Consider the following 25,213-nt stretch of genomic DNA (forward strand, 5'->3'; position numbering starts at 1 on the left):
GCCAGCCTACCCGGACCGAGATGCACTTTCGGGTTACACCTTTTCCGTTCGCTGCCGATATAGACGGAAACACCCGCATTAGCCGGGTGGCGTTGCATGTCTTCCGTCTGAGCCGTGAAATTCTTGCGCTTTCTTGCAGTCCTGACTGCTCTCGCATCCTTCGGAATCCGAAGCACCCCTGCCCACGAAGCGACGGCGAGTGTGTTTGCGAGCCTTCAAATCGTCGACAAATGCACCGTGGCCTCTGACACCAGTGGTCAGCCTCACGTCATGTGCGATCGCCCGGTGCCCAGTCGGGTCTACACCGGGGAGCCTGCCCCGGCGCCGAGCGCCGCCTCCGTGCAGATGCCCGGTTCAGCACAATCTCAGGTCGTCACCATCGAATTCTGAGTTTAATTAGGACGTAGGCTTCTCTTTTTGCTACGCTTGATTCACGCGCCGCGGGGGGCGGCAGACTGGATGAAGACCTGGGCACATGAGGCTCCGGCTCATCCGTGTGACAGCTCGGAGGAGAAACCCATGCGCCGAGGCCTTACTGCGCGTCCGTTCCGTCTCAAGCCGCACTACCTTGTGCTGGCCAGCCTGCTTGCCGCTCCCGGATACCTGGGCGCGGCAACCAAAACCACCACCTTCACGGTTTCGCTCACGCTCCAGAACGACTGCGCCATCAGTGCCAATGCACTGAACTTCGGCACGCAGGGCGTGCTGACCGCGAACGTGGACCAGACCACCAGCCTGAGCGTCACCTGCAGCGCCACGGCACCGTACAACGTCGGACTGGATGCCGGCACGACCACCGGGTCGACCATTGCCGCCCGGCTGCTCGCCGGCACCGGCACCGCAACCGTTGGCTTCCAGCTCTACCGGGACAGTGCCCGTACCCAGATCTGGGGCAACACGGTCGGCACCGATACCGTGACGGGTACAGGCACGGGCACGGCCCAGACCCTGACCGTCTATGGACGTGTCCCGCCTCAGAACACGCCGGCGGCCGGCACCTACACATCGACCGTCACAGCCACCATCACGTTCTAAGTTGCACCGTATCCGTTCCATTGTGTCGGCGATACGCTGCGGGCTGGTTGCGCTCAAACGGCATGCACGTGACTTGAGCAACGCAGGCGCACTGCTTCTGCTCGGTGCGCTGGTGTCTCGTGCTGCAAGCGGCGCCTCGCTGCAGATTTCGCCCATTCGCATCGACTTGCCCCCGGGCCAGGCGGCGGCCGTCCTGACGCTGCGCAATCGCGGCACGCTGCCGCTCAACGCACAGGTGCGGGTGTTCCGCTGGACGCAGGATGCGCAAGGCGACCAGCTCAATGACTCCGCGGCGCTCGTCGCCAGTCCGCCCATCGTGCAGATTCCTGCCGATGGCGAACAGCTCGTGCGGCTCGTTCTGACGCAACCGCCTGCACCAGGCGCTGCCGAACAAGCCTACCGCCTCATCATCGACGAGATACCGGAGCGCCGTCCGCAGACGCTTACCGGCGTAACGATGCAGCTTCGGTACTCCGTTCCGGTCTTCGTCAATGCCGCTGCGGATACGCCGCCCAGGCTCAGCGCTGTGTTGCGTCGCGAGGGTGACCAAACCCTGCTCGTGGTCCGGAACCCTGAGACGCACCACGCGCAACTCTCCGGGGTGTCCATCGAGTGGAACGACGGCACGCAAAGCGAAATTACCGGGGGGTTGCTCGGCTATGCGCTCGGCGGTGCAACGCGAGCCTGGCCGGTCGTTGATTCGCACCCTCGTCGGGCGCCGAAGCGTCTTCGCGCACATATCAACGGCGTCGCGGTGGACCTCCCACTCACCCGCGCAGACTGATGCGTTGGGTGGAGATGACAGGCCGTTGCGTTGTCACCCTGGGATGCGGCCTCGTCATGGCGGCATCAGCCGCCGCGCAGGAGAGCGGCAAGCCGACCCTGCTTGCCGCTGTGCGTCCCGATGGGCCGCTGCCGGCACCGGGCGCTGGCGACATCTACCTGGAGGCGGTCATCAACGGGGCGTCGACACAGACGATTGCGCGCTTTCGGCTGCAGGAGGGGCACCTGTTCGCAACGGCAGGCGAGCTGCAGTCCATTGGCATTCGAACAGACGACCTGCAGCCCGACGCGAGCGGGCGCATTCCGCTCGACAGTATTCCGGGCCTGCGCTACGTGTACGACGTACGTGCGCAGCAAGCGCAGTTGACTGTCGATGACACACGGCGAGTCCCGAACGTGCTGAGCTTTCAGACCCAACCGCGCGTCGCGCCCACCAGTGGCACGGGCCTGGTGTTGAACTACGACGCCTATCTGCAGCCCACCACGCTGGGGGGCGGAGGGAGCAGCCTGGGGTTGTTCAGCGAGCAGCGGTTCTTCCACCCGGGCGGCGTGTTCTCCAACAGCGGCGTGGCTACGTTCGACGCCAGCCAGCATCGCTACACACGGCTCGATACGAACTGGTCGCATTCCGATGCGGACAAGCTCAACACATTGACGCTTGGCGACACCGTCACCTCGTCCCTGAGCTGGAGCCGCTCGGTGCGCCTTGGCGGCATCCAGTGGCGGCGCAACTTTGCACTGCGCCCCGACCTCGTCACGTATCCATTGCCCTTGCTCGGAGGCAGTGCCGCCGTGCCGACCGCGGTCGACCTGTACGTGAACAGCGTGCGCCAGTTCACGGGGCAGGTCGGCAGCGGCCCCTTCGTAGTCAACAACGCCCCGGCCATTACGGGCGCCGGTCAGGCGGTGATTGTGGTGAAGGACGCCCTGGGCCGCGACGTCGTGACGTCTGTCCCGCTTTACATCGATACGCGCCTGCTCTCCGCGGGCCTGTTCGACTACGCGGTCGAAGCGGGCTTTCTGCGCAACAGTTACGGCCTGCGGTCATTCGACTATGCGTCCAGCCCCGCACTCAGCGCGTCACTGCGTTATGGGCTCACGGGCGGCCTGACGGTGGAAGGACATGCCGAGGCCACGCGCGGCCTTGGCAACCTGGGCGGGGCAGCGCTGGTACGGCTGAACCAGGCCGGCGTTTTCTCGGCCGCTGCTGCCGTATCGCAGGGCGCCGGGCAGACCGGCTCCCAGGCCACGCTGGGCTATCAGTATCGAAACCCGGCATTCAACGTCGATGTGCAGGGTACCCGGACCTTTGGCACCTATCGCGATCTGGCCAGTGCCGCAGGGTCGCCGTTCTTCCGCTCACTGCTGCGGGCCACGGTTTCCGTGCCGGCCGGGCGGACCGGCAGCCTCGCCGCCAGCTATATCGGGGTATCCGACCCTGTCACGGGAAACTCGCGCATTGCGTCGCTCTCGTACAGCACCCAGCTTGGGCGGGACTTCTCATTGAGCGCGAGCGCCTATCAGGATCTGGCTGACACCCGGGCGCGGGGCGTGCTCATGACGCTCACCATGGCCCTGGGCAGCGACACCAGCGCGGCAGCGAGCGTCGGCATGGACCGTGGCCACGCTTCGGCCACGGTCAGTGCCGTGCGTACGCCCGACTATGCGGGCGGTTTCGGCTGGCAGCTGCAGGCCAACCAGTCCGGCAGCGACCGCCGCTCGGTGGCGCAACTGAACTATCGTGGCCGCTACGGCGATGCGTTCGTGGCTGCCCAGGAGGTGAACGGGCACACGAGCACGGCGGTCGACATATCCGGTGCCTTCGTGCTCATGGACGCCGACGTGCTGCCAGGCCGGCGCATCAATGACGCGTTTGCGCTGGTGTCCACAGAGGGCGTGGCCAACGTGCCGGTGACGTTCGAGAACCGGCTCATGGGCCGCACGAACGGCAGCGGGCACCTGCTGGTGCCAGACCTGGTGTCCTACGAGAACAACCATGTGGCCATCGACCCGCTTGTGCTGCCCGTCAATGCGAAGCTCGCCACCAGCGCTGTGACCGTTGCGCCGGCAGACCGCTCCGGCGTCTTGACGCGCTTTCGCATCGAGACGTTCCGGGGCGCCCAGATACGGCTGGTGGACACCAGGGGGCAGCCGCTCCCGGCGGGCAGCACAGCGACACTTGAGCAGAACGGTCTGCGCTACCCCGTTGGCTACGATGGCCTCGTGTTCATCGACGCGCTGCAACTGGACAACACTGTCCGCGTGGAGGACGCAGGCCCCGCCTGCGTTGCCCGTTTTGCCTACCCGCAGGATGCGGGCGCACTTCCCACCATCGGGCCCTTGCGTTGCGAGCCGGAACCCACAGGAGCGATGCCGTGATGACGCGCCTGCTGTGGGCCTCTCTGCTGGTTCTGATGGCGGCGCTCCCGGTGAGCGCGCGTGCACAGTCGTGTTCGGTCGCGGGGGCAACCATCAGCTTCGGCAGCATCAGTCCGGTGCAGGCGGGGAACACCGACGTGACGGCCACGCTGACGGTCAGCTGCAGTGGTTTCCTGCTGCAAGGTTCGGTGGCGCGCGCATGCCTGAATCTTGGAGTCGGCAGCGGAGGCGGCGGGATATCGCCCCGTGTCATGACGGCGGGCAGCAATCAGCTCCAATACAACCTGTTTGCGGACAGCGCCCGGACCATCGTGTGGGGACAGCGCACCACCCCTTCCACGCCGCCCATCTCTGTCGACGTCCCGCTTGGTGTGCTCGGTTCCGGGTCGGCCACCGTCACGGTCTACGGCAGGGTTCAGGGTGGGCAGACGACCTTGCCTGCGGGCGCCTATTCGCAGAGCTTCTCTGGTACCAGTGCCACGGTGTATGCACTTCCCAATCCAGGCACCAATACGTGTACGACCATCACGTCCCATCCCAGCACGTTTTCCGTGTCTGCGTCGGCAAACCTCATCAGCGACTGCCTCATCAGCGCAACGAACATGAACTTCGGCACAGCGGGGCTGCTGAATTCCGCACTGACAGCGACAAGTGCCATCACAGTCAACTGCACCAACCAATCGCCGTGGACGTTGGCGCTCTCCGCCGGAACCGGCAGCGGCGCCACGATGAGCAATCGGCTTCTGACGCGCAGCGGCGGCTCGCAGACTGTCGGCTACAACCTGTTCACCAGTTCGAGCTACACCAACATTTGGGGCGACGGTACGACGGGCACCGCAACCGTGACTGGGACGGGCAGCGGAGTTTCGCAGGTGTCGACTGTCTATGGTCGCGTTCCAGCACAGAGCACTCCGCCCGCCGGCACGTATAACGACACCATCATTGTGACCATCACCTACTGACCCCTTGCCCCAGTGGGAGGGGAATTCTCGGCACCAGGCGGGGCCGTTGTATGCAGGGCCACAGGCCGGCGCGCAACTCCAGGGCGCGCTCGCGGCAAGCGCATGCGCGCAGGAGACCGGGCGGGGGGGGTTATACAAAGGTGGGCGGAACAAGGTGGACGACGTGCTTGGCTATTTGACGCAGAAAAACTGGACGCCGATGCGCAATGACGCACCCGCACGGTTCTTCTGCCCACGTCGCGTGGTAGCAGCAGGCGTTCTTTTTTCAGGTATTTCGGCACTGCTGGACCATCGACCGCCCCTGGGCACCTGTCGCCATCGCCTCTGACGGTGATCGCGTGTGTGCCGGACTCTTAGCGCCCGCGTGTTGCCCGTGAACAGCGTGCGCCGTGAGGGGATCCGTCGCACAAAGCCACTACAATAGCGCCCCTTTCGCCGGTGGCGCCCGCTCTGATATTCCCGTGCGGGCGCATGCCTCCCGCTGCACTCCAGAAGCCACGATCCTATGATGTCAAACGCCTGCGGCGTCGATTTCGGCACGTCCAACTCCACCGTCGGCTGGCTGAGACCGGACGCACCCACCCTGCTGCCGCTCGAAGACGGCAAGGCCACGCTGCCTTCCGTCATCTTCTTTCACGCCGAAGACCCGACGGTCAGCTACGGCCGTGCCGCGCTGGCCGACTATCTTGCCGGCTACGAGGGCCGCCTCATGCGCTCGCTCAAGAGCCTGCTCGGCACGTCGATGATGGACGACAGCACCGAGGTCATGGGCCAGGCCATGCCGTTCCGCAAGCTGCTGGCGCATTTCATCGGCGAACTCAAGCGGCGCGCCGAGCATGCCGCCGGCCATGAATTCCGCCGCGCCGTGCTGGGCCGCCCGGTGTTCTTCATCGACGAAGATCCCAAGGCCGACCAGCTTGCCGAAGACACGCTGGCGGACATCGCGCGCGACGCCGGCTTTGACGAGATCGCCTTCCAGTACGAGCCCATCGCCGCCGCGTTCGACTACGAGGCCGGCATCAGCGGTGAAGAACTTGTGCTGGTGGCCGACATTGGCGGCGGTACGTCCGACTTCTCGCTCGTGCGCCTGTCGCCCGAGCGCGCGAAACGCCTTGACCGCCGCGACGACATCCTCGCCAACGGCGGCGTGCACATCGGCGGCACCGACTTCGACCGCGCCTTGAGCCTGGCCAGCGTGATGCCGCTACTGGGCCTGAACAGCACGCTGCGCAACGGCAAGGCGATGCCGTCCGGCCAGTATTTCGACCTGGCGAGCTGGCACACCATCAACCACGTGTACACGCGCAAGGCATGGACGGTGGTGATGGACAACTACCGAGATGCCGCCGACACCGAAAAACTCGATCGCCTCATCCGCCTGATCCGCGAGCGCGCCGGCCACTGGCTCGCCATCCAGGTGGAAGCCGCCAAGATCGCGCTGTCGGACGCCCCGGTGGCGGAGATCGACCTGCACCGCATCGCGCCCGAGTTGAAGCAGCCCGTCACGCGCGAAGACTTCGACCAGTCGATTGGGAAGCTGGTCGGCAAGACGGTGTCCACGGTGGAAGCGATGCTGAAAACGGCAGGCGTTGCAGCGGAAGCGGTCGATACCATTCTCTTTGCCGGCGGCTCCAGCGGGGTGCCGTTGCTTCGCGAGCAACTGGCGCAAGTGTTGCCGTCGGCGCGGCGCGTTGAGGGCGACCTGTTCGGCGGAATCGGTTCAGGCCTGGCGCGCGATGCGGCGCGCAAGTTTGGCTGAGGGGTTGACGGGCTGACAGGCTGAGGGGCGGCAGGACGCTTCGAACCTATCGGAACGACCGCTTCTGGCCGGAAGCGGCAAATCCAGCCGCGAACGCCCAACGGCCACTCTGCCTCCGCCATGGCATTCCCGCCCGTCACGGGAATGCGTCAATCCGTTGTTATTGGCTTTCGCCAGCCCGCTCTATGGCGGAAAGCACTTCCCACGTCTCAGGGTTGATCTGACAACCCTCCAGCACCATCGATACGAAGGCGCCGATGCCATCCAGAAACCCCGCGCGATACTCCGGCGGGTGCCTGGCTGCATGAGCCAGTGCCCAGCGCAGGCTGTCGGGGCGGAACTCGCGGTGGATGTGCAGGTCGGTCTGCGTGCGGAGCAGGTAGTCGCGCGCGGCCAAGGCGCCGGTGAGGTAGTGGCGGCGTTGGACGGGCGTCATTGGTGTCTCCGTGATTCGTGGGGACGGGGGTGGTGCTTGGGCGGGGACGGGTACGAGGCGGGGCGGTACCCGCTTGCAACTCCGGACATATAACCTCCTGTGAGACAAGGGAGGCCCGGCCGTTCGCTGCTACACGAGGGTGGCGGGCCCGACAGCAGGGGTAGCAGACCGGTCTCACAGGACACCGGCAGACCCGAAGGTCTCCCTGCCCGGCCCGCCATGGAAACAATAGGCGTGCGCAAGCTCCGGATGAAAAAAGCCGCTTGGCAGCGGCTATCCGGCCTGTGAGAAGAGACGGGCTGCTACACCCGACTACCGTTGGTGCGGTAGCGGGGCAATTATAGCCACGGGGGCAGCAGCGAAAGTTGGATTATTGATTCGCACTGGGCGCCGGGCCGAACGTCACGCTTCACCCTCAGACGCTGGCGCTTGACCCTCAAAGCGTGGAACGTCAGTGTCAAACACTGGAGCTTCGCCCTCAGACACTCGAGCGTCAGTGTCAAACAGTCGAATTCGACCCTTTGAGGGTCGCGTTTGAGCCTCAAACACCCGAACTTCACCGTCTGAGGGTCACGTTCCACTGTCTGAGGGTCGAGCGTCAGTGTCAGAGCGTCGAGTTCGACAGACCGAAGCTCGCGTTTCACGCTCCCACACTCGAAAGGCGGGAGCAGGCTTGCTGGCCCATGGGGGACCGGTTTCCCGTCAAAAGTTGTGTACAGCATTGCGATACGCCGCAGCGGTAGCCAACCTCACCGGGTTGTGCCAATCGGCATGACGCTGATATCCGCTTTAGAGGAACGCAATGTCTCAGAACTTGATCTCGTTTCAACCCAGCGCCACCGACCTGACCGCCATTGACGGTGCGCTGAAGACACTGGAAGAAAAGCTCGTCGGCCTGATTGGCCTGTCAGTCGAGCAGCGCAGCACGCTCATGAAGATGGGCAGCAAGTCCGAAGCGTTCTGCCGCCAGGCAGTGGAACTGCTGAGCAACAACCCCAGCGTGCTTCCTGCCAATTTCAACCTGCAGGAAATGCGACGTGACCTGGTGGGCTTTGACACCCTGCGCCCTCGCCTCGCTCGCATGGAGAAGTTGCTGGAAAGGATGGAGGATTCCCAACTGGCAATGGGCAGTGACCTGATGACGGCCGCGCTCGAGGGTTACACGTACCTGAAGGTTGCGGGCAAAGGGGAAGGGCTGGAATCGGCGCGGCGGACGTTGTCGGCGCGGTTTAGCCGGGGGCCGCGGAAGAAGGTGGAGGAGGTGGCTGGGGAGTGAGGTGATGGGCTGCTGATGGTGGCCTAGATGTGGGAAAGCCCGCGGTGCTGAGAGGCTCGCGGGCTTTTTCTTTTGTTTTAAGGGGACGTTGTTTGTCGACTTTTTGGAGCCGAAGGGCTACCGAGCAATGTCAAGGAACGCGATAGCCGGGCCGAACTTCTACTTACACCCCTGCAGCTCGCCCCAAATTGCCCCGGAGTGACTCCGATGCTCGATGAGTAGCACCATAGCAGGGCTTATGCTCTCGCTCGAAGCTGGCTAAGAACACACTCAAGCCGCCGCACCAGATCATCGTACGTAATGATGTCCACCACGCTTTTGTACTTTCGACGGACGATATCGAAGTCCCTCCGCTGAGCTTCCGACAACTCGTTGTCACGCCCCAAGATCAAAATTCCACACGGATTCGTAATCTGGATCTTGAACCCAATTGGTAGCTTTTCAGCAAATCTCTTTGTAAGAGCCGCCTCGCCGACCGTGCCCCAGCGGTTCAAATGGAAGATGTACTTCTCGATCTGCATAACGGAGCCGGAAAGCTCCCGCATGGGGATATGGTTGTCGCGGTAGCCACTCGCAGTAACAACGCTTTTCCCAAAAGGTTGTTTGATCTCGATAACATCCACGTTGCCGGAGGCATCGACTAGCAGAATGTCAATTTCCCTCCTACCACCGCGCACCGAATCTTTGACCGATACACCTTCGAACGCTGCAATGTACTTGGGATTGAGCAAGCGGACGATCTGAAGGATCTCCGCCTGCCAAGCAGCTTCAGTGTAGGCATCCTCTGAGCGAAGCATTTGCTTAAGGCGTTCGAGCAGATAGAAGTACTTTTGCTCTTCTTCTTCTCGGAACCGTGTTGTGAGGTCCCTAGGTTTTCGCCGAGCCCGCTTTGCAACATACGTACGGAGGCTGGCTTCGGCGTCGACACTGGCGTCGGTGTACTCGCGCACCACCGCAGCCACACGAGCCAACACATATCTTTTCAACTCGTAACCTGTAGGGAATCGCTCGATTAGCCGCACATATTCGTCCAACGGAATTGCATCCGATGCCGGACCACCGATAACGATCCGCGTTGGACGCAGCTCAGACATCACACCTACGATAGACGTTCTCTGCTCAGCGGTGAACCATTTCCATGTTGGTTCAGCATCTCGCGCCAGCAATACAGGTACGTCAACGCCCAACACATCTGCGTTGAATCGAAAGTACTCTCCATCCGCCGTAGCCACCACGAATCGCAGCGGGCTCTGCTCCATGAACTCGACGAGTCTCGACTCAGAGTCAAAGTCGCCTACCCCATCCAGATCAACTTCATCGACATCGTCCGACAGGAGATCGTGCCTCGTTAGATGAAAGGTTTTTTTGATTACGAGGGGCTCACCGCGCTTGAACTTCCTGTAGACCCATAAGGCGTCATCTCGCGGAAGATAGAGAAGATGCAGATGTTCGCCCACCGCTTCGAATTCAATCACGAGATTCCTTCGCTGTACCGAGCACGTGTCGCACGCCAATTCAGCGCATCGACAGCGCTATTGTCGTAGTCAATAGGTTGTAATTTGGCCCTCAATCGACGCTATGGCGCAGACTCGGTGACAATTACATTTCCGGTGCTTGGCCCTAGGGAACAACAGCTATTCGCCTCAACCAGCCTTCGACCTCACCCCCCGGATCTCGTGCTCGGATACGTGCGGCGGTCATCTTTGGGAAGGCGTATCGAGCAAGCTTCTTCTTGACCGTATTGGTATTCCACCCTGTCTGGCCACTGATGATCGCCGGCACATCATCTTGGTCACCAAACGCGACGTTCAAGTTAAGACCCTCCGCTATGGCGTCGGGATGCAGATAATTTTCAATTTCTCGTTTCTGGGTCAAAAACCCTATAGAGCCATCGCCTCTTGCATTTACCTGAGCAATTGAGTCGCCATAAGCGGCAACGTCGTTGTCATAGATGTGCGCTTCCGGTCTTCCTAGCGGTTTCAGATAGTGTTCATTTACCCAATAGCCTAACGTGCCGCCGCCGAGAACGACAAAGGCGATGGACGGGTCACTAGCTAAATTGATGATGGTCGGATCATCTGCGTTCAAAGCCATGCTGAGCCACTTTAACGCTGTCACATCTGTTGGCCCTTCAACGCATACTAGCCGCCTTACCCGGTTGTCCGGCACTACCCCGAGCGCATCAACTATGCTTTCCCACGTCGCATCGTCTCCCGAGACAATTTCCGGGTAACCGTCAGCGCTTTGCCGTACAAAACGAAAACCGGTGACGGGTAAGAAAGAAGCAAAGCCGGGACTATGGGTAGTCAATAGAACTTGACAGCCCAGCTCTGCCGCGAGGTCTTGGAATGATTCAAGTAGAACTCTTTGATTGTGAGGATGCTGCGAGGTCTCCGGCTCCTCCACCGCATAAATGATTCCACGGCTTGCGTCGGCCCCATGCCTCCGCTCGGCCTCCGCTCGGAAGAAGCTCACAAGAATTAGACGCCTGACCCCACTGCCCCGTTTGTTAATGGGGATTCCCTGATCTCCAGCCAAAGTCACAGAAAACAGGTTCGCCCACTTGGGCTCCGCTTTGAATTCAGGAGTGAGTTCGCCGGCTAGCGTGGGATCAATGTTGCAAAGCGCTGCATGCGTGCGGGCCGCGAGTTCGAGGGCCTTCGTTTGCACCGCGTTAACAACCTCGTTCAGTCTCGCCTGAACCTCTGGTTCAGCAATTGCCGTCGCTATTGCCAGCTTCATTGGGTCCTGAACTTCAGCGTCTGAATCGCGGCTAGATCGATCGCTTTGAAAAAGGGCAAATAGTGGGAGTCGTTCGCTCAGTTTGTCCCAAATCTTTTTCCCGTCCTCCTTGCCAACAGGTACCTCCCGGAGGGTAAGCTCAAGATTAGGGCAAGTTCCCCAAATCTTCTGCCGTATCGACGGATTGCTGTTCAACTGAACACCATCATTGTCAAGCTGCAAGTCTGTTAAACGCTTCTTGAGGGCCGTGTTATTCAGCTCCAGCAAGTCACCGTAGTTGACTGCACTCGGATGTAGGGCAACGACGAATACTTCTTCTTTCGGCTTTGCAGTGGTACAGCGAAACGTCTTCTTGATAGTCAGATTTCCATCTGCATCAAGCAGGTACTCTGCCGCTAGGCTGGTTTCCGCCTGCGCATCGAGAACGAGCGTAGCTGGCAGCTCAGCAAACGAGCAGGAAATTTCGACGGTGCCACCAGGGACCGAGACGTGGCAGTCGGACGAATCGATCTTTACGATGTTGTTGTTGAAGAAGATTTCGAGCGCTTCAAGGATCGTCGATTTACCTACATCGTTGCGCCCTATGAGCGTGGTCAACCGATCAAACGAAATCGTTGTTCGCTCTCTGTACCCTCGGAAGTTGCTTAAGGTAAGCGATGCCAGTCGCATGTCCCCTCCCAATGTCACATATCAGCAGGCCGGCGTGCGGCCATCCACCGCCTGTAGCTAGCACGATCACTCTTCAGCAGCGCAACTCATTCATCCGCTTACGGATGTAATTCAAGTTGTCCCGCCACGGCGACATCTGCTGCGTAGTCACAGACAGCCGCAAAATCCCATCTCGATCCACCTTAAGCCGGGCGCATTCCGCGTTGACGGCGCCGACCTGCTGCTGAACCGCAACCGCCTCAGCCGCCAAGTCCCGATCCCGCTGCGCCATCCGCTGATCCCACTGCCGCGCAAGCTGCTCTTCCGCTCGCTTCGCCGCTGCTGCTGCCTCTTCCATCTCACGTTGACGAGCATTGCCCAGCGCCTCGGTAGGCGCATTGCCGACGAGCGCGCGCATCGCCTGGCCGCACGGCGCTTCCGTGTAGACCGTCTGCCCGTTGATCACGCATTTGTTCACGCCGGCCGGAGGCGTGGTGTTCCGTGCAGTGGGTTGCTGCACCGGGGCCATGGGTTGGCGCTGTGGCGGCGCCGTGGTGAGCGCCGGCTGTGTTGAAGCGGCCTGCTGGCTCGGCACCGCTGCGCCGTTACCAGTGAGCCGCAATTGCTTCGCGGCGATGTAGACGACCAGAAGAACGGCCACCCACACCATCAAGGAAACGATCCAGTGCACGCCTTGCTTGGCGCCCTGGGGTGGCTTGCCATACCAGCGGGCGTATTCCTTTTGCCAGTCGGGATTGCGCAGCTGCGGCTCTCGACGGTCTCTGAACCAATCGCGATCTTGTACTCCCACGACCCTCACCCCTTTCTATGGCGGCTTGTTTGTTATTTGCTGGAACCGCGCCGGACATAATCCGCTGGCCGGATATAAGTGGCGCTCTGCTCCGGCGAGCACCTACGCTACAACGAATTTATCCGGCGCGAAATGCCACAAATTGGGGTATCGCATGCATGCCTTGCTAAGGCTCAAAAATAGATAACGCCTTGCAACTACCGTGCGCCCTTCCCCAGTCCCTTCCCCTGCTTCGTTGTTTGTCTTTGATTTTTAAGGGGAAAGCGCTGTGCATTTGATGTGACGGTACGGTGAGGCGCTCTCCTGGCGTGCGTCCCGCCGTCAATCAAATGGGTTAGGCATATGCCCTCGCGTAACGCTGCCAAGTCTGTTCCGTGCCCTGATTGCGACATGCAACCGCACGCAGGAAAACCGCATCGGCGCGGCAGAATGTGGGCAACAAAAAACCCGCGAGCATTTACGCTTCGCGGGTTTTTGGGTTCGCTTGCCAAACCCTGCCAGTAACTTGGCGGCGCGATCAAAGATCGGACCCCGGTCTTATCTCTGAATCGCCATCAGGTTGTCGCAGCGTCAGAACCATCGCCCAACAGAACCTCAGAACGAATACGACAGCGTGCCCAGAATGCTGCGCGGCGCGCCGGGCGTGACCCACAGGCTGTTGTACGAGCTGACGTAATACCCGCGGTTGAACAGATTGTTGAGCACCACCGATGCCCGCAGGTGCTTGTCGATCTGCACGTAGCCGTTGAGCTGCACGGTGGTATAGGCGGGCAGCTGGAAGCCGTCCTGCGTATTGGCGGTATTGCCCGCACGGCTGCCAACGTAGACCACGCCCGCACCTACGCCGGCCTTTTGCCCGACGGGGGGCGCAAATTCATACATCAGCAGCGCGCTGCCGCTCACGCGCGGGATGTCGACCAGCCGGGCACCCGGCGTGAGCACGGTATCGCGCGTGACTTCCGCATCGATGTACGCCAGGTTGGCAATGCCACGGAAGCCGCCGCCCAGTTCGCCGTTCCACTCGAATTCCAGGCCACGGCTGCGGACCTCGCCGGCCGCGCGCGAAAAGCCGCTGTTGGCCGGGTCTGCGGTCAGCACGTTGCGCTTGCTCACGTCAAATGCGGCCAGGGTGGCCAACCATTTGGCGCCCGCCCATTTGACGCCGACTTCGTAGCCGTGGCCCTTTTCTGGGGCGAAGGCGTTGCCGCTGGCATCGATGCCGTTGTTGGGGCGGAACGAATACGCGGTGTTGGCGTAAAGGGAAAGCGCCGGGCTCCACTGGTAGACCAAGCCCAGGCGCGGGCTGGCGGCGGTCTGGTTCTGGCTGGTGGTGATGCCGGTGCGGCGGTTTTCGATCGACTGGCGGTAGTTGTCCCAGCGCAGCCCGGCAATGACCTTCCAGTGTTCGCCCAGGGCCAGGGTGTCTTGCACGTAGGCGCCCTGCCCCTCGTCGTGCTCCAGCGCGTTGGTTGCGGTATTGAGCGCAGGCGTTGGCTGGCCGTAGACAGGGTTGAAGATGTCGACGGCATACGGCGCGGCGGCCGTGGGGGTGGAGCGCTGAACGAACTGATCGTAGTTGAAGCGGTAGGCGTCGGTGCCCATGACCAGCGTGTGCGATACGGGGCCGGTCTGCAGGTTGCCGGTCAGCTCCAGCCGGCCTTGCAGGTCGTTGCTGTGAAAGCTGACATTGCGATAGCGGCGCCACAGCGTGCGGCCGTCGGCCTGCAGCGAGAACGCCTCCGACGAGCGGCCGTACAGATCGGTATCGCGCTGCGCCACGCCCGCGTTGACCGACCAGTCTGCGTTGATGCGGTGGTCTACGGTCAACTGGTGGCCAAGGTTGCGCACTTCGTAGTTGCCGTCGCGCGGCTCACCGAGGAAGCGCGAGGTCGGGATCGCGCCCAGTTCGCCGTTGACGGCCACCACGCCGCGATCGAGCGGGGCGCTCTGACGCGCGGCTTCCATTTCGTAGTGGACGATGGTGTCGGGCCCCGCCTTCCACGTAAAGCCGGGCGCCACCAGGTAGCGTTTGTTGGATACGGTGTCGCGAAAGCTGCCGTTGTCCTCGTTCATGACGTTCAGCCGATAGGCGAGCGTGTCGGACAGCGGCCCGGTGGAATCCAGCGTTTCGCGTGTGGCGCCGTAGCTGCCGGCCGACACGCTTACGGTGTTGGCGCTTTTGAACTGCGGCTGCTTGGTGGTGTAGCTGATGATGCCGCCCGGGTCGCCGCGCCCGTACAGCGCAGAGGCCGGCCCCTTGAGCACCTCCATGCGCTCCACGCTGGCGGTGTCGCGCGGCACGCTCATCCCGCGGTTCCACGAGAAGCCGTTGAGCAAGTAGTCGGTGCCAGAGGTGTTGCCATCGCCGGCAAAACCGCGCACGGCGTAGTTGTCCCACAGGCCGCCAAAGCTGTTCTGGCGCGACACGCCCGCCACCCAGTCGTACAGATCGTCGCCCCGTCCGGCGGCCACCGTTTTGATGAATTCTGCGTTGACGCTGCTCACGGCAAAGGGGATCTCCATCAGGTCGGAATCCGTGCGCGTGGCCGTGGACGTTTGCTTGGCACGAAAGCCCTGCGCCTGGCGCTGGCCTGTCGCCGTGGTGGTTGGCAGTTGCACTTCCTGCGCCGCCGCGTCGGCTGCGTTCGCCACGCCGATGATGGCGGCCACCATGCCGGCCGCCCACTCCTTGCTGTTCATAACTCGCTTCTCGTTTGATATGCGCTGTGTTGTCTGCAGCCGAGCGTTCACCCGGCGGAAGCGCGCAATCATAAATGAGATTTATTCTCAATACGAGGAATGACCCCGGTCTGGCGGAGGCGGGTCGAGATGACGCAATGGGGCCGAACATCGGCCTGGAGCGGCAAAGCGCGGCCAATGGCGTTCAGGAGACGGTGGCCTGAACGGCGCTAATGCTGACCTGGCAGGCAGCAAAAAGCCCAGCCGGGAATGGCTGGGCTTCTGGGATCTGGTGGTGGAGTGTAACAGAAAACCAAACCCACATATCAGCAGTCTCTCAGCCCCGGTCGGAAGCCTTGAGACCCTCGCGCGATTCCGGGGAAGGATTTCGCGCAACCGCACATGCCCATGATTGTAAGTTCGGAGAGGCCGATTGGCACTCGCAGTTGCCGCAACTGCCAGGGAATCTGGGGGATGCAACTTGGCTTTCCTCTCGTTTGTCGCCGTAATGCCCGGCACGAACGACGAAAGGAAATGCCATGCAAACCGAACCCGCCTTCACCGAAACGGAGCTCGCACGTCGGTGGAACGTCAGCATCAAGACCCTGCAACGCTGGCGCAGCGAAGAACGCGGCCCGCCGTACATCAAGCTCTCAAAGGCCGTCCGCTATCCAGTCGATGAGATCGTCACCTATGAGCAGGCAATCCGCCAGGGCATGTCCAACGAAGCGCCGTTGCCATCCTTGTGCGACTCGCAGCCCGTTGTCGAATCTCCCGCGCCCGCCGCCCCCGAACCAAAGCGGTATTACTTGAGCGAGGCCTTCGCACTCATCGCGCAGTATGGCAGTCTTGAAGCGGCCGAGGCCGCGCTGACGGAGGCGCGCGATGAAGCCCAAGGTTGATGCCGATAGACAGGGTGTTGTGGCCAGCCCGGAAGAGCCAGTCATCACGTATCCGGTCCTCGATGAAAACCAGTTGTCCTTGAGGTGGAATCTCTCAACCGGATCGGTGGGCGCAACCCACACCTCGTCAATAAAACCCGACTGATGCAACTGACTGGCTGCGACACGCAGCGCGGACAGATCGCCCTCAGCGAACTGCCGAAGGTAAGGCCCCTCGAAAGGGTCAATCAAAAGAACCCTCTTCGCAAAACGCGCACGCATCCCCAACTCACTGACCAGGTGCTGCACCTGCAAGTGGGCAGAGCTCGCATCCTGCGGGCAGCACTTGATCAAGAGCGTCACATCAGGGTGAGCTGACGGCTCGGGGATCGGCACTTCTTTATCGGTATCCAGCGCGCAAGCAGGGTGCAATGACCGCATCAACTCGCCGTAGTAGGTATCAAAGCCAGGCAGCGCACTCAAGGCCTCCACTTGGCGCTCAGGTGTCCTACGTCGTGCCAATTCATGATCGGACCATCCCAACTCCCCAATGGCGTACAGCCTTGCGGCGCAATCTAGGAAGCGCGAAGCCGTCAGACGCACGATGTCTCGGCCAATGTCGATGTACTGCAAAGTGCCTGAAGCGGTGATCCGCAGGTTGTCTCGCTTGACATTGCTGGTCACCACACCTGCGCGATAAAGCTTCTGCAAGAAGTGACGAGACAACTCCAATGGCCAACGTCGTCCCGGCTCCTGCAAAGGTTCTGAGTCAAGCCGAATCAGTGCCCCAGGGTCAGAGTCATCGCAAATGTCGAATGCAATGACCGCATCCCCAACGGATGCCGCCAGGCTCCTGATCTCACTGAGCGCTTCATAGGTCAGCGAGTACGGGTAGAAACTCTTGAAGGTGCCAGACGGATCTCGCCAGACCACGCCCTCTTGCCCCCAACCCAACACCGAGGCGTCAGACGTCATATGAGCGCGATGCCACACCTCCGCGGCCTGAGCCAACGCCAGCCTGGACTTTGCCCATGCATCTGACTTCTGATTGGCCTGCGTCACCACTCCATCCAGCGAGTACACCGCGTAGGCAGGCTCTGTCACCACACAGCCCTCGTTTGGCCGATTCATCAGCAAGCCAGCAACTAGCCAGTGGTCTTCGGCGCTGTTGGCATTGGGGTACCTGATGCCCGAACATGTGCGAAGCACCAAATTGCATGACGGCAGCTCATTGGGGACTTGCTGGCGACAAAACGCTTGAATGAAGCCATTGAGACGGCTTTGATCCAGGAGGATTTCAGCCATTGCCCAGTTCACGGCGGGCAGTAACTCGCCATCGACCGACAGGCGATTGCTTCCAATGACGAACAAGGTGCCACGCTGATCGCCGGCTTGCACCAGCGCCCGCAGGCTAGAGGGTTCTGCAAAGCGATCGTCGGCGTCCAATCGAGCGACCCACTTCGCATTTGGAAAGCACTCGTCCACCAGGTCGAGCAAGCCATTCCTGGATTGGGTGGGCGAACCGAAGTGCCCTGCTGCGACTACCAGCCGAGGGTCAGACAAGAGGTCGGCATGCAGCGATTGCATCCAACCCTCATCCGAACTGTCGTCCAGCACCAGGAACGCCAGATCGTCTGCCATGTCTTGCGCCATGGCGCTCCGCAACGCCTCGTTCAAACCACTCGGGTGGTTGCGGTGAGACAGACCCACGATGACCGATGCTTGCATGGCGACGTCACCGGGTGCGATGAGGAAGTGAATGTTTCGGTGCGTCAGGCGTACCTTGGGTACCCTCGGCTCTGACCAATCTGGCAGCCCTGGCTGCTCATGCCCGTTCACGCTCATGGCATGTCAACGCCAAACAGATCACGGGCACGCGCCTTGAACCTGGTCATGACGTCAGGCGACATCAAGTGACCGTGCATCGCCAGGAACTGAAGCAGACCTGCGCGCTTCTCAGGGCTGCCGGGGCGGGACAAAGCATCTGCCTGGCTGTCAATGTGCCAGGTCGCTGTCATTCGGTGGGTGAATGCCACTTTCAAATCAGGCAGTCCGAGTAAACGCACGGCCAAGTCTCGGTCATTGGTGCTGGGTAGACCATCGGTGAAGCCACCGACACGCATCAGGGCCTCCAGCTTGACAAAGGTATTGCTGCCCTGCCACCCGGGGTTACCGGCGAGGAAGTCATCCACTGTGACCGAAGACAACGGCGCTCTCGGAATCTCAACGCCATCCTTCATCACCCGAAGACCAGACAAGACGACGTCAGCACCACCGCGGGCACCTGCTCGCTCACATTGGCTCAAGTGATCGGGGTCCCATTCATCGTCGTCATCGAGTATCGCCACGTAGCCATCAAAGCCTTGTTCTTGCAGCCAAGACAAGCCGGTGTTCCAGGTGCCAGCAGCCCCTTGCATGCGCTCGTTCCGCAGGACAACGACGCCATTGATAAACGGATTACTGATCACACCATCTAATGCGCCAGGCTCTGGTAATCGACGATCAAATGCGAGCAGCAAAAGGTCTGGACGTCGGTACTGCTGGATGACGGAGATCAGAGCACGGCGCAGCAAATCTGGATTCTTGGGCTTTGAAGCGATCAGTGTGGCGATGGGTATGTGCTGCCCGGTCATGGGCTATATTCTCTGCGCGTTCTGCGCGCTTCTATCTGATCAGCTTGGCACCGACGCAGTCAACGTCGCTGTCGGGTCGAAAGCCACCGGTCGCCACGCACCCAGCCTTAAGGCGCCGGGCGACCGGCGGCTCTGCAGCGGTTGCGGTCAGTGAGATGCGCGCAGAGAAGGTCAGCTCTCGGCCAGAAGCAGACATTCGTTTTGCTATTTATATTCTATTGAGCCTAAATCCGGAGAATGGAGAATCAAATCTGCAAGGCTTGCCACCGGACCGCTTAACGAAGTTTCTGAGCGATGTACGAGATAAAGATCTTTGTAAACATCTTCTTCAATCGGAATTGCATGTAACCATCCGCTTGCCTGTTCATGCTTGACCGCGCTTTCCATCACAAGCGAGATTCCTAGCCCTGCGTGGACCGCGTGTTTGACCGCCTCGGTGCTACCTAACTGCATACCCACTGTGAACTCTGCCGAGTCGGCACCGGCATATTGTTGTAGTAGGCGCCCAGTTCCGGTAGCCGCTTCGCCTCCAAGCAAGATCTGGGATTTTAACCACTTAAGTGGAATGGTCGACTCGGCAGCCCAAGGATGGCCGGGGCGAACAATGACAACCATCCTCTCGCGCCGCCATACTGTTGAGACGAACCCAGGACGTGAGTCCCACCACTCCATTACCGCTACATCCACTTCAAGCGTTTCCAGCAAAGCGGCAATCTCGATATTTTTGCCGATCCTCACATCGATCTTGTTTGCTAATTTATCTTGGAGCGCCTTGATATAGGGTTGTAAAAGATAAATGCCGATATTGGAGCTTGCACCAACGACCAGGCTTTTATTGTGGAGGGCTGCCGTAGCCTTATGGCTAGTACGGAGCAATTGTTCCGCATAGGGGAAAAAAATCTTTCCCTCCAATGTCAGGCTTTGCGGCATTGTTGCGCGGTCAATCAGCCGGGCCTGCAAAGACTGCTCCAGCCGCTTGATATGCTGCGTTACTGTTGGCTGGGACAATCCAGTTTGCTTCGCCGCTTCGCGAAAGCCCCCGCATTTGACGACGGCAATGAACGTCGCCACACGCTCCAGATCTATCACGCCGCCTTTACTCCCGGATACGGCTGATTAATCGCGCCCATCGGTTTTTCACCAGCGAGTGCCTGGATGATGTTCATCGCTGCCTGCCGCTCGATTTCAAGCCGAACTTCCTTGACCGCCGATCCCAAATGCGGCGTAAAAAACGTTTGTGCCGTATTGTCGAGCAGCGCCTTGGGGATAGCCTGCGGGCGATCAGCGCGTATCCATTCTTCCATCTCGAAGACATCGGCTGCATATCCAGCTAGTTTTCCAGACGCCAGTGCTGCTATCACCGCATTCTCATCCACGACCGAGCCGCGACATGCATTGATCAGGTAGCTACCGGTTTTCATCTTGGCCAACGCGGTGGCATCGATCAGATGCAGTGTCTCTGCGGCCATCGGAACCATCGGCACGACATAATCACATTTTTCGAGCAGTTCATCGAGCGTGACGCGCTGTACGTGCCAAGCCTTCTCTTGTTCGGCATTGAGCGGAATCGGATCGCAATACAAGAGATTCATTTCAAAGCCAGCCAAGCGCTGGGCGATTGCACGGCCGACCGCCCCCATACCAATGATGCCAAGCGTTTTTCCTGTCAAACCAGAGCCATATAGTGTCGGCCGCCAGCCTTGGAAGTGTCCGCTACGGATTTGCCTATCGCCTTCCAGCATATGCCTTGTCAAACCGAGAAGAAGGCCGATAGTCAGTTCAGCGGTCGGGATCGTAAGCAAATCCGGCACAATCGTAAGCCATACACCGTGGCGTGTGCAGGCGTTGACATCGAAGTTATCATAGCCTTTAAGCGCGGCGCCGATGACACGCAGCTTTGGACATTCCTCGAGAAACGCGCTGTCGATGCTGTCCGGCATGAAAGCCATGAGTGCATCCGCATCTTTGGCTCGCGCAATTACCTCAGAACGCGGCAAGGTTTCCCGTGTGGTGTTGGGGATAACATCGGCGCTAGCGGACAACAATTCGATGATTTCCGGGTGCACCCAGTGGGTGAGGACGACTTTGGGCTTCATAAAAACCTTTGTAAGCTTTGGGAGTTATTTGAACTTGCGACGCAGGAAGGAGCTGAAGGCGTCGACGAGGGTAACCATGCCTAAAATAACCAGCAAAATAGCCGAGACATCCTGGTATTGCATGATGCGCAGAGAGCCCATCAGCTCGAACCCGATTCCACCGGCGCCGACCATGCCCATCACGGTCGAAGCACGGAAGTTGTATTCCCATCGATAGATCGCGGTATCGGCCATTTGCGGAAGCACTTGGGGAAAGATCCCATGAAAAATCACCTGCAATGGCGTGCAGCCCGCTGCATGCGCGGCTTCTACCGGTGCCGGATCGGCATGTTCGATCGATTCCGAAAAAAATTTGGCGATCATGCCAACCGAATGTAAGCCTAGGGCTAAAACACCCGGCAATGCGCCGAAGCCAACGGCTGCCACGAACAGGATGCCCATGATCAGTTCGGGTATCGATCGCAAAGCGTTTAACAGGCCGCGTGTGGCTTGATACACGAGTGGATGAGGGCTAGTATTCCGCGCGGCGAGCACTCCTAAGGGAATGGATAGCAATACCGCGATTGCCGTACCGGCGATACTCATGGCCAAGGTATCCAGTACCGGTTTGACCCAGGTGCCAGCCTGCGAGAAGTTCGGTGGGAACATCTCGCCGGCAATTTTTACCAGGCTTGGCATGCCATCCTTCAATCGCTCGGCATCAAATAGGCCGACGTAATACCAGCAACCGATCACAATCGCCAGCACAACGGCAAACTGCAGTATCGTGCGGTTCCATACGCGCTGGCGCTCGGCCAGAATCAAACCAAAATCAGCTTGCATGCTGTCGCTCACTTAGAACTTCGACAGATCGAGCTTGAGCAGTGTGCCAAGGCTGCGCACCACGTCATAGTCTTTGTCGCTGATCGGGCCGAAACCATCGGCTTTGAAAGGTTTCAGGACTTCCGGATCTTTGAGATTCAAGAAGGCTGCACGGATCTTTTCCTTCAGTTCCGGCTTCAGATTGCTGCGCATGGTCCACGGGTATTGCGGATATGGCTTCGATTCGGCAAGAACTTTTACTTTGTTGGGATCGACCAGTCCGCGCTGAACCAGGGATTCAAAAATCGGCTTACTCAAGCCGCCAGCCTGCGCGTGACCGTTTTGCACGGCCATGGCCACCGCGTCATGCGCACCGACAAAGTGTTCGCGATAGTTTTCGCCGGCTTTCAAACCGTTTTCCGCCAATATCGACTTCGGAATCAAATGGCTGGAGGTGGATGCCTTATCACCGTAAGCGACATTCTTGTTGACGATATCACTGATTTTGGCGATGCCGGCGCCAGTATTGGCGATCAATACGGACTGGTAGGTAGTGCTACCCTTTTGCTTCATCGCTGCGAATGGCTCGATGTCGCTCTTTTGCTTAGCCAGCACATACGACAAGGGGCCAAAATATGCTATGTCGATACGGCCGTGACGCATGGCTTCGATCATTGACGAGTAATCAGTGGTAACCACCAGCTCAATTTTCTTTCCCAGCTCTTTTTCCAGATAGATTTCGAGCGGCTTGTTGTTTTTAATTACGGTCGATGCGTTTTCGTCCGGCAGCAGCGCAACTTTGAGCGTTTCTGGATCGGGATTGGATGATGCATGGCCAATGCTGCAGACGGCGGCAAGCAAGACAGACAATAATGCGGATGCGAGTTTTTTCATAATCAATCCTTTACGGTAGCAAGTTGCATGGGAAATGAAGTATCGATAAGCCGTTCCTCTCGAGCGTCTTGTGGAACGCTCAAAGAAGAACGGGGTACTTGTTCATACAGCGTGTCGTAACTGGCTTGATCCAAAGTCTGCGGGGCGGCATCAAAAATGACTCGGCCATGGGACAGGCCAATAATACGGTCGGCATAACGTTGAGCGAGGTCTACCTGATGCAGGCTGACGACCGCCGAAATCCCGTCCTCTTTACAAATGCGGTGCAGCAGACTTAGCACTCGCTCTGCAGTAGCAGGATCGAGGCTGGCTACCGGTTCATCAGCCAACACCAGTTTAGGTTGCTGAGCCAGAGCCCGGGCAATACCGATGCGTTGCTGCTGGCCGCCGCTCAATGCGTCGACACGGCTTAAGGCTTTGTGCAATAAGCCGACTCGGTCCAGACTTTGCAGGCATATGGATTGATCCTTCGCCGGGAGGGGGAATAGACTGCGTAATGCCGTGTGGTAGCCCATTCGGCCCATCGAAACGTTTTGCAAAGCCGTCAGTCGGCCAATCAATTGATGCTGTTGAAACACCATGCCAGTCTGTCGGCGATGCATGCGCAATGCACGCGAGTTCGCCAAATTTCCTAAGCCGGCGACAATGGTGGTGCCGCGCTGCGACGCATGCAGCGAATTAATACAGCGAAGTAGCGTGGATTTTCCAGCGCCGGAAGATCCGAGCAATACGGTGAACTGTCCCTGATGGAGTTTGAGAGTGGTGGGATACAGTGCAATCGCATCACCATAACTGACTGAGACATTCTGTAGTTCGATCATGACACCTCCGGCAGATTTGAAATCGTAATCAAAAATGATGACCTGATTACGAATCTGAATTGCAGCGATGGTAATGTCGTGATATGACACCCTGATGACTCGTTGATGTCATTTTTGAGACATGGTCGCGGGTGCCTGTGAGGGAAATAAGTTGTGCTATCTATGCCAAATATAGACGCCTGCTATCGGTCGATAGCCGCCGATCCAAGCGCGCAGCACGAGGGGCAGCTCTCAGCCTATAGTGGTCATCTCCTCGTGTGCTCCCAGAAGCCAAGAAAGGAGAAGACCGACCAGCCCCAAAAGTGGTACTGCATGGCATCAAGCATCCTGGCCGCGATGTACAAGGCGATGAACAAGAGGATGTTGGAGATGAGTTTCATATCACCGGGTCCTTAACTGAAGACCGGGAGGAGCATGCGCCCATCCCAGCCTTGCGTGTGAGCGATCACATACCCTGGCCTCATCCATGCAACTGATGCGCAAAGCATGGGTGTCGCGCCTCTGTTGCCCTCTGTACAACTCACGCGAAAAGTGATGCCAGATCAGTTTGGCTCGCATGGCCTGCGGCTTCAAAGCGCTCGAGTGTGGCCACGGGTACCTTGGCTAACTGATACTCGCCCGCTCGAGTGGGATGACGTCGCACAGCCTGCCCCTCTTGGCTACCGGCTTCCCACACGAGCACATACAACGCATCACCATGCAAGTCGTAATCAATGGCACCTTTGCCTGCCAACAGCACGCGGGCGCCTCGGGGGCCAGTCAGCGCAGACGTCAGACTGTGGTGTGAGTTCACCTTCCGCCAAGCGGTCGTGGCATGCACCGCACGGTAGAAGATTGACCCTTGACGAGCCGCTGTAGGTTTTGTCGGGACAGGTGTTTGCATGGTGTGTTGGACTGGCTGGACGATGGTTTGAGTGGGGAAGACGGCTGGGGCGGACCCAATCATTGGCGCGTCCACGTCGGGAAACCCAACGTAGTGCTCCTGATGCATGCCTGGCGCACCCGGCGTACCGGGTTGAATGAGACAGCCCTTTGGGGCGGCGTAGCTGTCCACTCGACGGACAGGCGCTTCATGCCAGCGGATGTTGAAAGCCGCCAGGCGCGGGAAGAAGTACAGCGAGTGGTAGGGAAGGTGATCGTGGATCCACCAGGCCATGTTGGTCCAACTGCCACCTCGCTCGATGTGATCCACCAGCCAGGGCACCACGATGCAAGCCGTGGCACCGCGCTTGCCTTGCGCATCCGGATAGTCCCAGATATGAGCCGAGTAGTTGGACGCATTGCTGGCGCAATTGAGCTTGTTCTGATTGCCAAACTCGTTGACGGCAGGCGAGCGGTAACCCGAGCGAACATGAATGCGCCCAAAGGTGGCTTGCAGCGGTTCCAGCAGTTGTTGGCAAAGCTGCTCGCCAGCGTAGATGGCCGCGTCAGGGTGATCAGGAATGTTGCGCAAACCGTGCCAGGCGGCAATCTCGCTGTGCAGGAAATCGCGCATGAAGAAGTGCTCGGACAGGGGGACGCGCCCGAACTCTTCGAGTTTCTCGTAGGACGTGATGGATGTTGTCATCGTGAACCTT

The 25,213-nt window shown here is 59.7% G+C and carries 20 protein-coding genes; 6 read left to right on the forward strand and 14 right to left on the reverse strand.

The genetic code is table 11. The features are described 5' to 3' along the window. Positions 1-519: 519 nt before the first annotated feature. From TK49_RS01700 to TK49_RS01720, 5 genes are all read left to right on the forward strand, one after another. Positions 520-1,035 (forward strand): Csu type fimbrial protein, encoded by a 516-nt coding sequence (locus TK49_RS01700; protein ID WP_045785168.1) that lies wholly within the window; start codon positions 520-522, stop codon positions 1,033-1,035. Between the two features lie 73 nt (positions 1,036-1,108). Beyond that, positions 1,109-1,819 (forward strand): fimbrial biogenesis chaperone, encoded by a 711-nt coding sequence (locus tag TK49_RS01705; protein ID WP_045785169.1) that lies wholly within the window; start codon positions 1,109-1,111, stop codon positions 1,817-1,819. Between the two features lie 56 nt (positions 1,820-1,875). Next, positions 1,876-4,197, forward strand: a complete 2,322-nt coding sequence (locus TK49_RS01710) for a fimbria/pilus outer membrane usher protein (RefSeq protein ID WP_045785170.1) — start codon at positions 1,876-1,878, stop codon at positions 4,195-4,197. Beyond that, the gene (locus TK49_RS01715; protein WP_045785171.1) at positions 4,197-5,159 is read left to right on the forward strand and encodes a Csu type fimbrial protein; all 963 of its coding nucleotides are present in this window, start codon (positions 4,197-4,199) and stop codon (positions 5,157-5,159) included. The genes TK49_RS01710 and TK49_RS01715 overlap by 1 nt, the downstream gene beginning before the upstream one ends. 505 nt (positions 5,160-5,664) lie before the next feature. Then, the gene (locus tag TK49_RS01720; protein ID WP_045785172.1) at positions 5,665-6,918 is read left to right on the forward strand and encodes an Hsp70 family protein; all 1,254 of its coding nucleotides are present in this window, start codon (positions 5,665-5,667) and stop codon (positions 6,916-6,918) included. A gap of 160 nt (positions 6,919-7,078) precedes the next feature. Here TK49_RS01720 and TK49_RS01725 read toward each other — a convergent pair whose 3' ends face one another. Continuing rightward, positions 7,079-7,354 (reverse strand): hypothetical protein, encoded by a 276-nt coding sequence (locus tag TK49_RS01725; RefSeq protein ID WP_045785173.1) that lies wholly within the window; start codon positions 7,352-7,354, stop codon positions 7,079-7,081. Positions 7,355-8,156: 802 nt separating this feature from the next. Here TK49_RS01725 and TK49_RS01735 point away from each other — a divergent pair. Beyond that, positions 8,157-8,630: a hypothetical protein gene (locus tag TK49_RS01735; protein WP_045785175.1), complete on the forward strand. Its 474-nt coding sequence runs from the start codon at positions 8,157-8,159 to the stop codon at positions 8,628-8,630. Positions 8,631-8,866: 236 nt separating this feature from the next. Here the strand turns inward: TK49_RS01735 and TK49_RS01740 are convergent, their stop codons facing one another. The 13 genes from TK49_RS01740 to TK49_RS24845 all read right to left on the reverse strand — a co-directional run bounded on the left by TK49_RS01740 (position 8,867) and on the right by TK49_RS24845 (position 25,203). After that, entirely contained in the window at positions 8,867-10,105 is a 1,239-nt protein-coding gene (locus TK49_RS01740; RefSeq protein WP_052698576.1) for a Shedu immune nuclease family protein, read from the reverse strand. 145 nt (positions 10,106-10,250) lie between these two features. Next, a complete protein-coding gene (locus TK49_RS01745; protein WP_045785176.1) occupies positions 10,251-12,041 on the reverse strand; it encodes an ATP-binding protein in 1,791 nt (596 codons plus the stop codon). 73 nt (positions 12,042-12,114) lie between these two features. Then, complete coding sequence (locus TK49_RS01750; protein WP_045787691.1) at positions 12,115-12,831, reverse strand: hypothetical protein; 717 nt, start codon at positions 12,829-12,831, stop codon at positions 12,115-12,117. 594 nt (positions 12,832-13,425) lie between these two features. Beyond that, positions 13,426-15,531, reverse strand: coding sequence for a TonB-dependent siderophore receptor (locus TK49_RS01755; RefSeq protein WP_045785177.1), 2,106 nt, complete (start codon positions 15,529-15,531; stop codon positions 13,426-13,428). 632 nt (positions 15,532-16,163) lie between these two features. After that, on the reverse strand, positions 16,164-18,119 hold the full coding sequence (locus TK49_RS24490) for a glycosyltransferase family A protein (protein WP_157773973.1): 1,956 nt from the start codon (positions 18,117-18,119) through the stop codon (positions 16,164-16,166). Between the two features lie 113 nt (positions 18,120-18,232). After that, complete coding sequence (locus TK49_RS01770; RefSeq protein WP_045785179.1) at positions 18,233-19,024, reverse strand: glycosyltransferase; 792 nt, start codon at positions 19,022-19,024, stop codon at positions 18,233-18,235. A 204-nt stretch (positions 19,025-19,228) separates the two neighbouring features. Then, positions 19,229-20,095 carry a LysR family transcriptional regulator gene (locus tag TK49_RS23930; RefSeq protein ID WP_240479898.1) on the reverse strand — a complete coding sequence of 289 codons (867 nt, stop codon included), beginning with the start codon at positions 20,093-20,095 and terminating at the stop codon, positions 19,229-19,231. Between the two features lie 14 nt (positions 20,096-20,109). Further along, positions 20,110-21,120, reverse strand: a complete 1,011-nt coding sequence (locus tag TK49_RS01775) for a phosphonate dehydrogenase (RefSeq protein WP_009238667.1) — start codon at positions 21,118-21,120, stop codon at positions 20,110-20,112. A 24-nt stretch (positions 21,121-21,144) separates the two neighbouring features. Continuing rightward, positions 21,145-21,942 carry a phosphonate ABC transporter, permease protein PhnE gene (phnE, locus tag TK49_RS01780; RefSeq protein ID WP_009238668.1) on the reverse strand — a complete coding sequence of 266 codons (798 nt, stop codon included), beginning with the start codon at positions 21,940-21,942 and terminating at the stop codon, positions 21,145-21,147. Between the two features lie 12 nt (positions 21,943-21,954). Then, positions 21,955-22,815, reverse strand: coding sequence for a phosphate/phosphite/phosphonate ABC transporter substrate-binding protein (gene phnD / locus TK49_RS01785; protein ID WP_045785180.1), 861 nt, complete (start codon positions 22,813-22,815; stop codon positions 21,955-21,957). Between the two features lie 2 nt (positions 22,816-22,817). Next, positions 22,818-23,636, reverse strand: coding sequence for a phosphonate ABC transporter ATP-binding protein (gene phnC, locus TK49_RS01790; protein ID WP_020200553.1), 819 nt, complete (start codon positions 23,634-23,636; stop codon positions 22,818-22,820). Between the two features lie 245 nt (positions 23,637-23,881). After that, positions 23,882-24,016, reverse strand: coding sequence for a hypothetical protein (locus TK49_RS25070; protein ID WP_255407782.1), 135 nt, complete (start codon positions 24,014-24,016; stop codon positions 23,882-23,884). A 140-nt stretch (positions 24,017-24,156) separates the two neighbouring features. Beyond that, positions 24,157-25,203, reverse strand: a complete 1,047-nt coding sequence (locus TK49_RS24845; protein WP_205624843.1) for a hypothetical protein — start codon at positions 25,201-25,203, stop codon at positions 24,157-24,159. Positions 25,204-25,213 lie beyond the last annotated feature (10 nt).

It is taken from the genome of Ralstonia mannitolilytica (genome assembly GCF_000954135.1).
Classification (GTDB): Bacteria; Pseudomonadota; Gammaproteobacteria; order Burkholderiales; family Burkholderiaceae; genus Ralstonia; species Ralstonia mannitolilytica.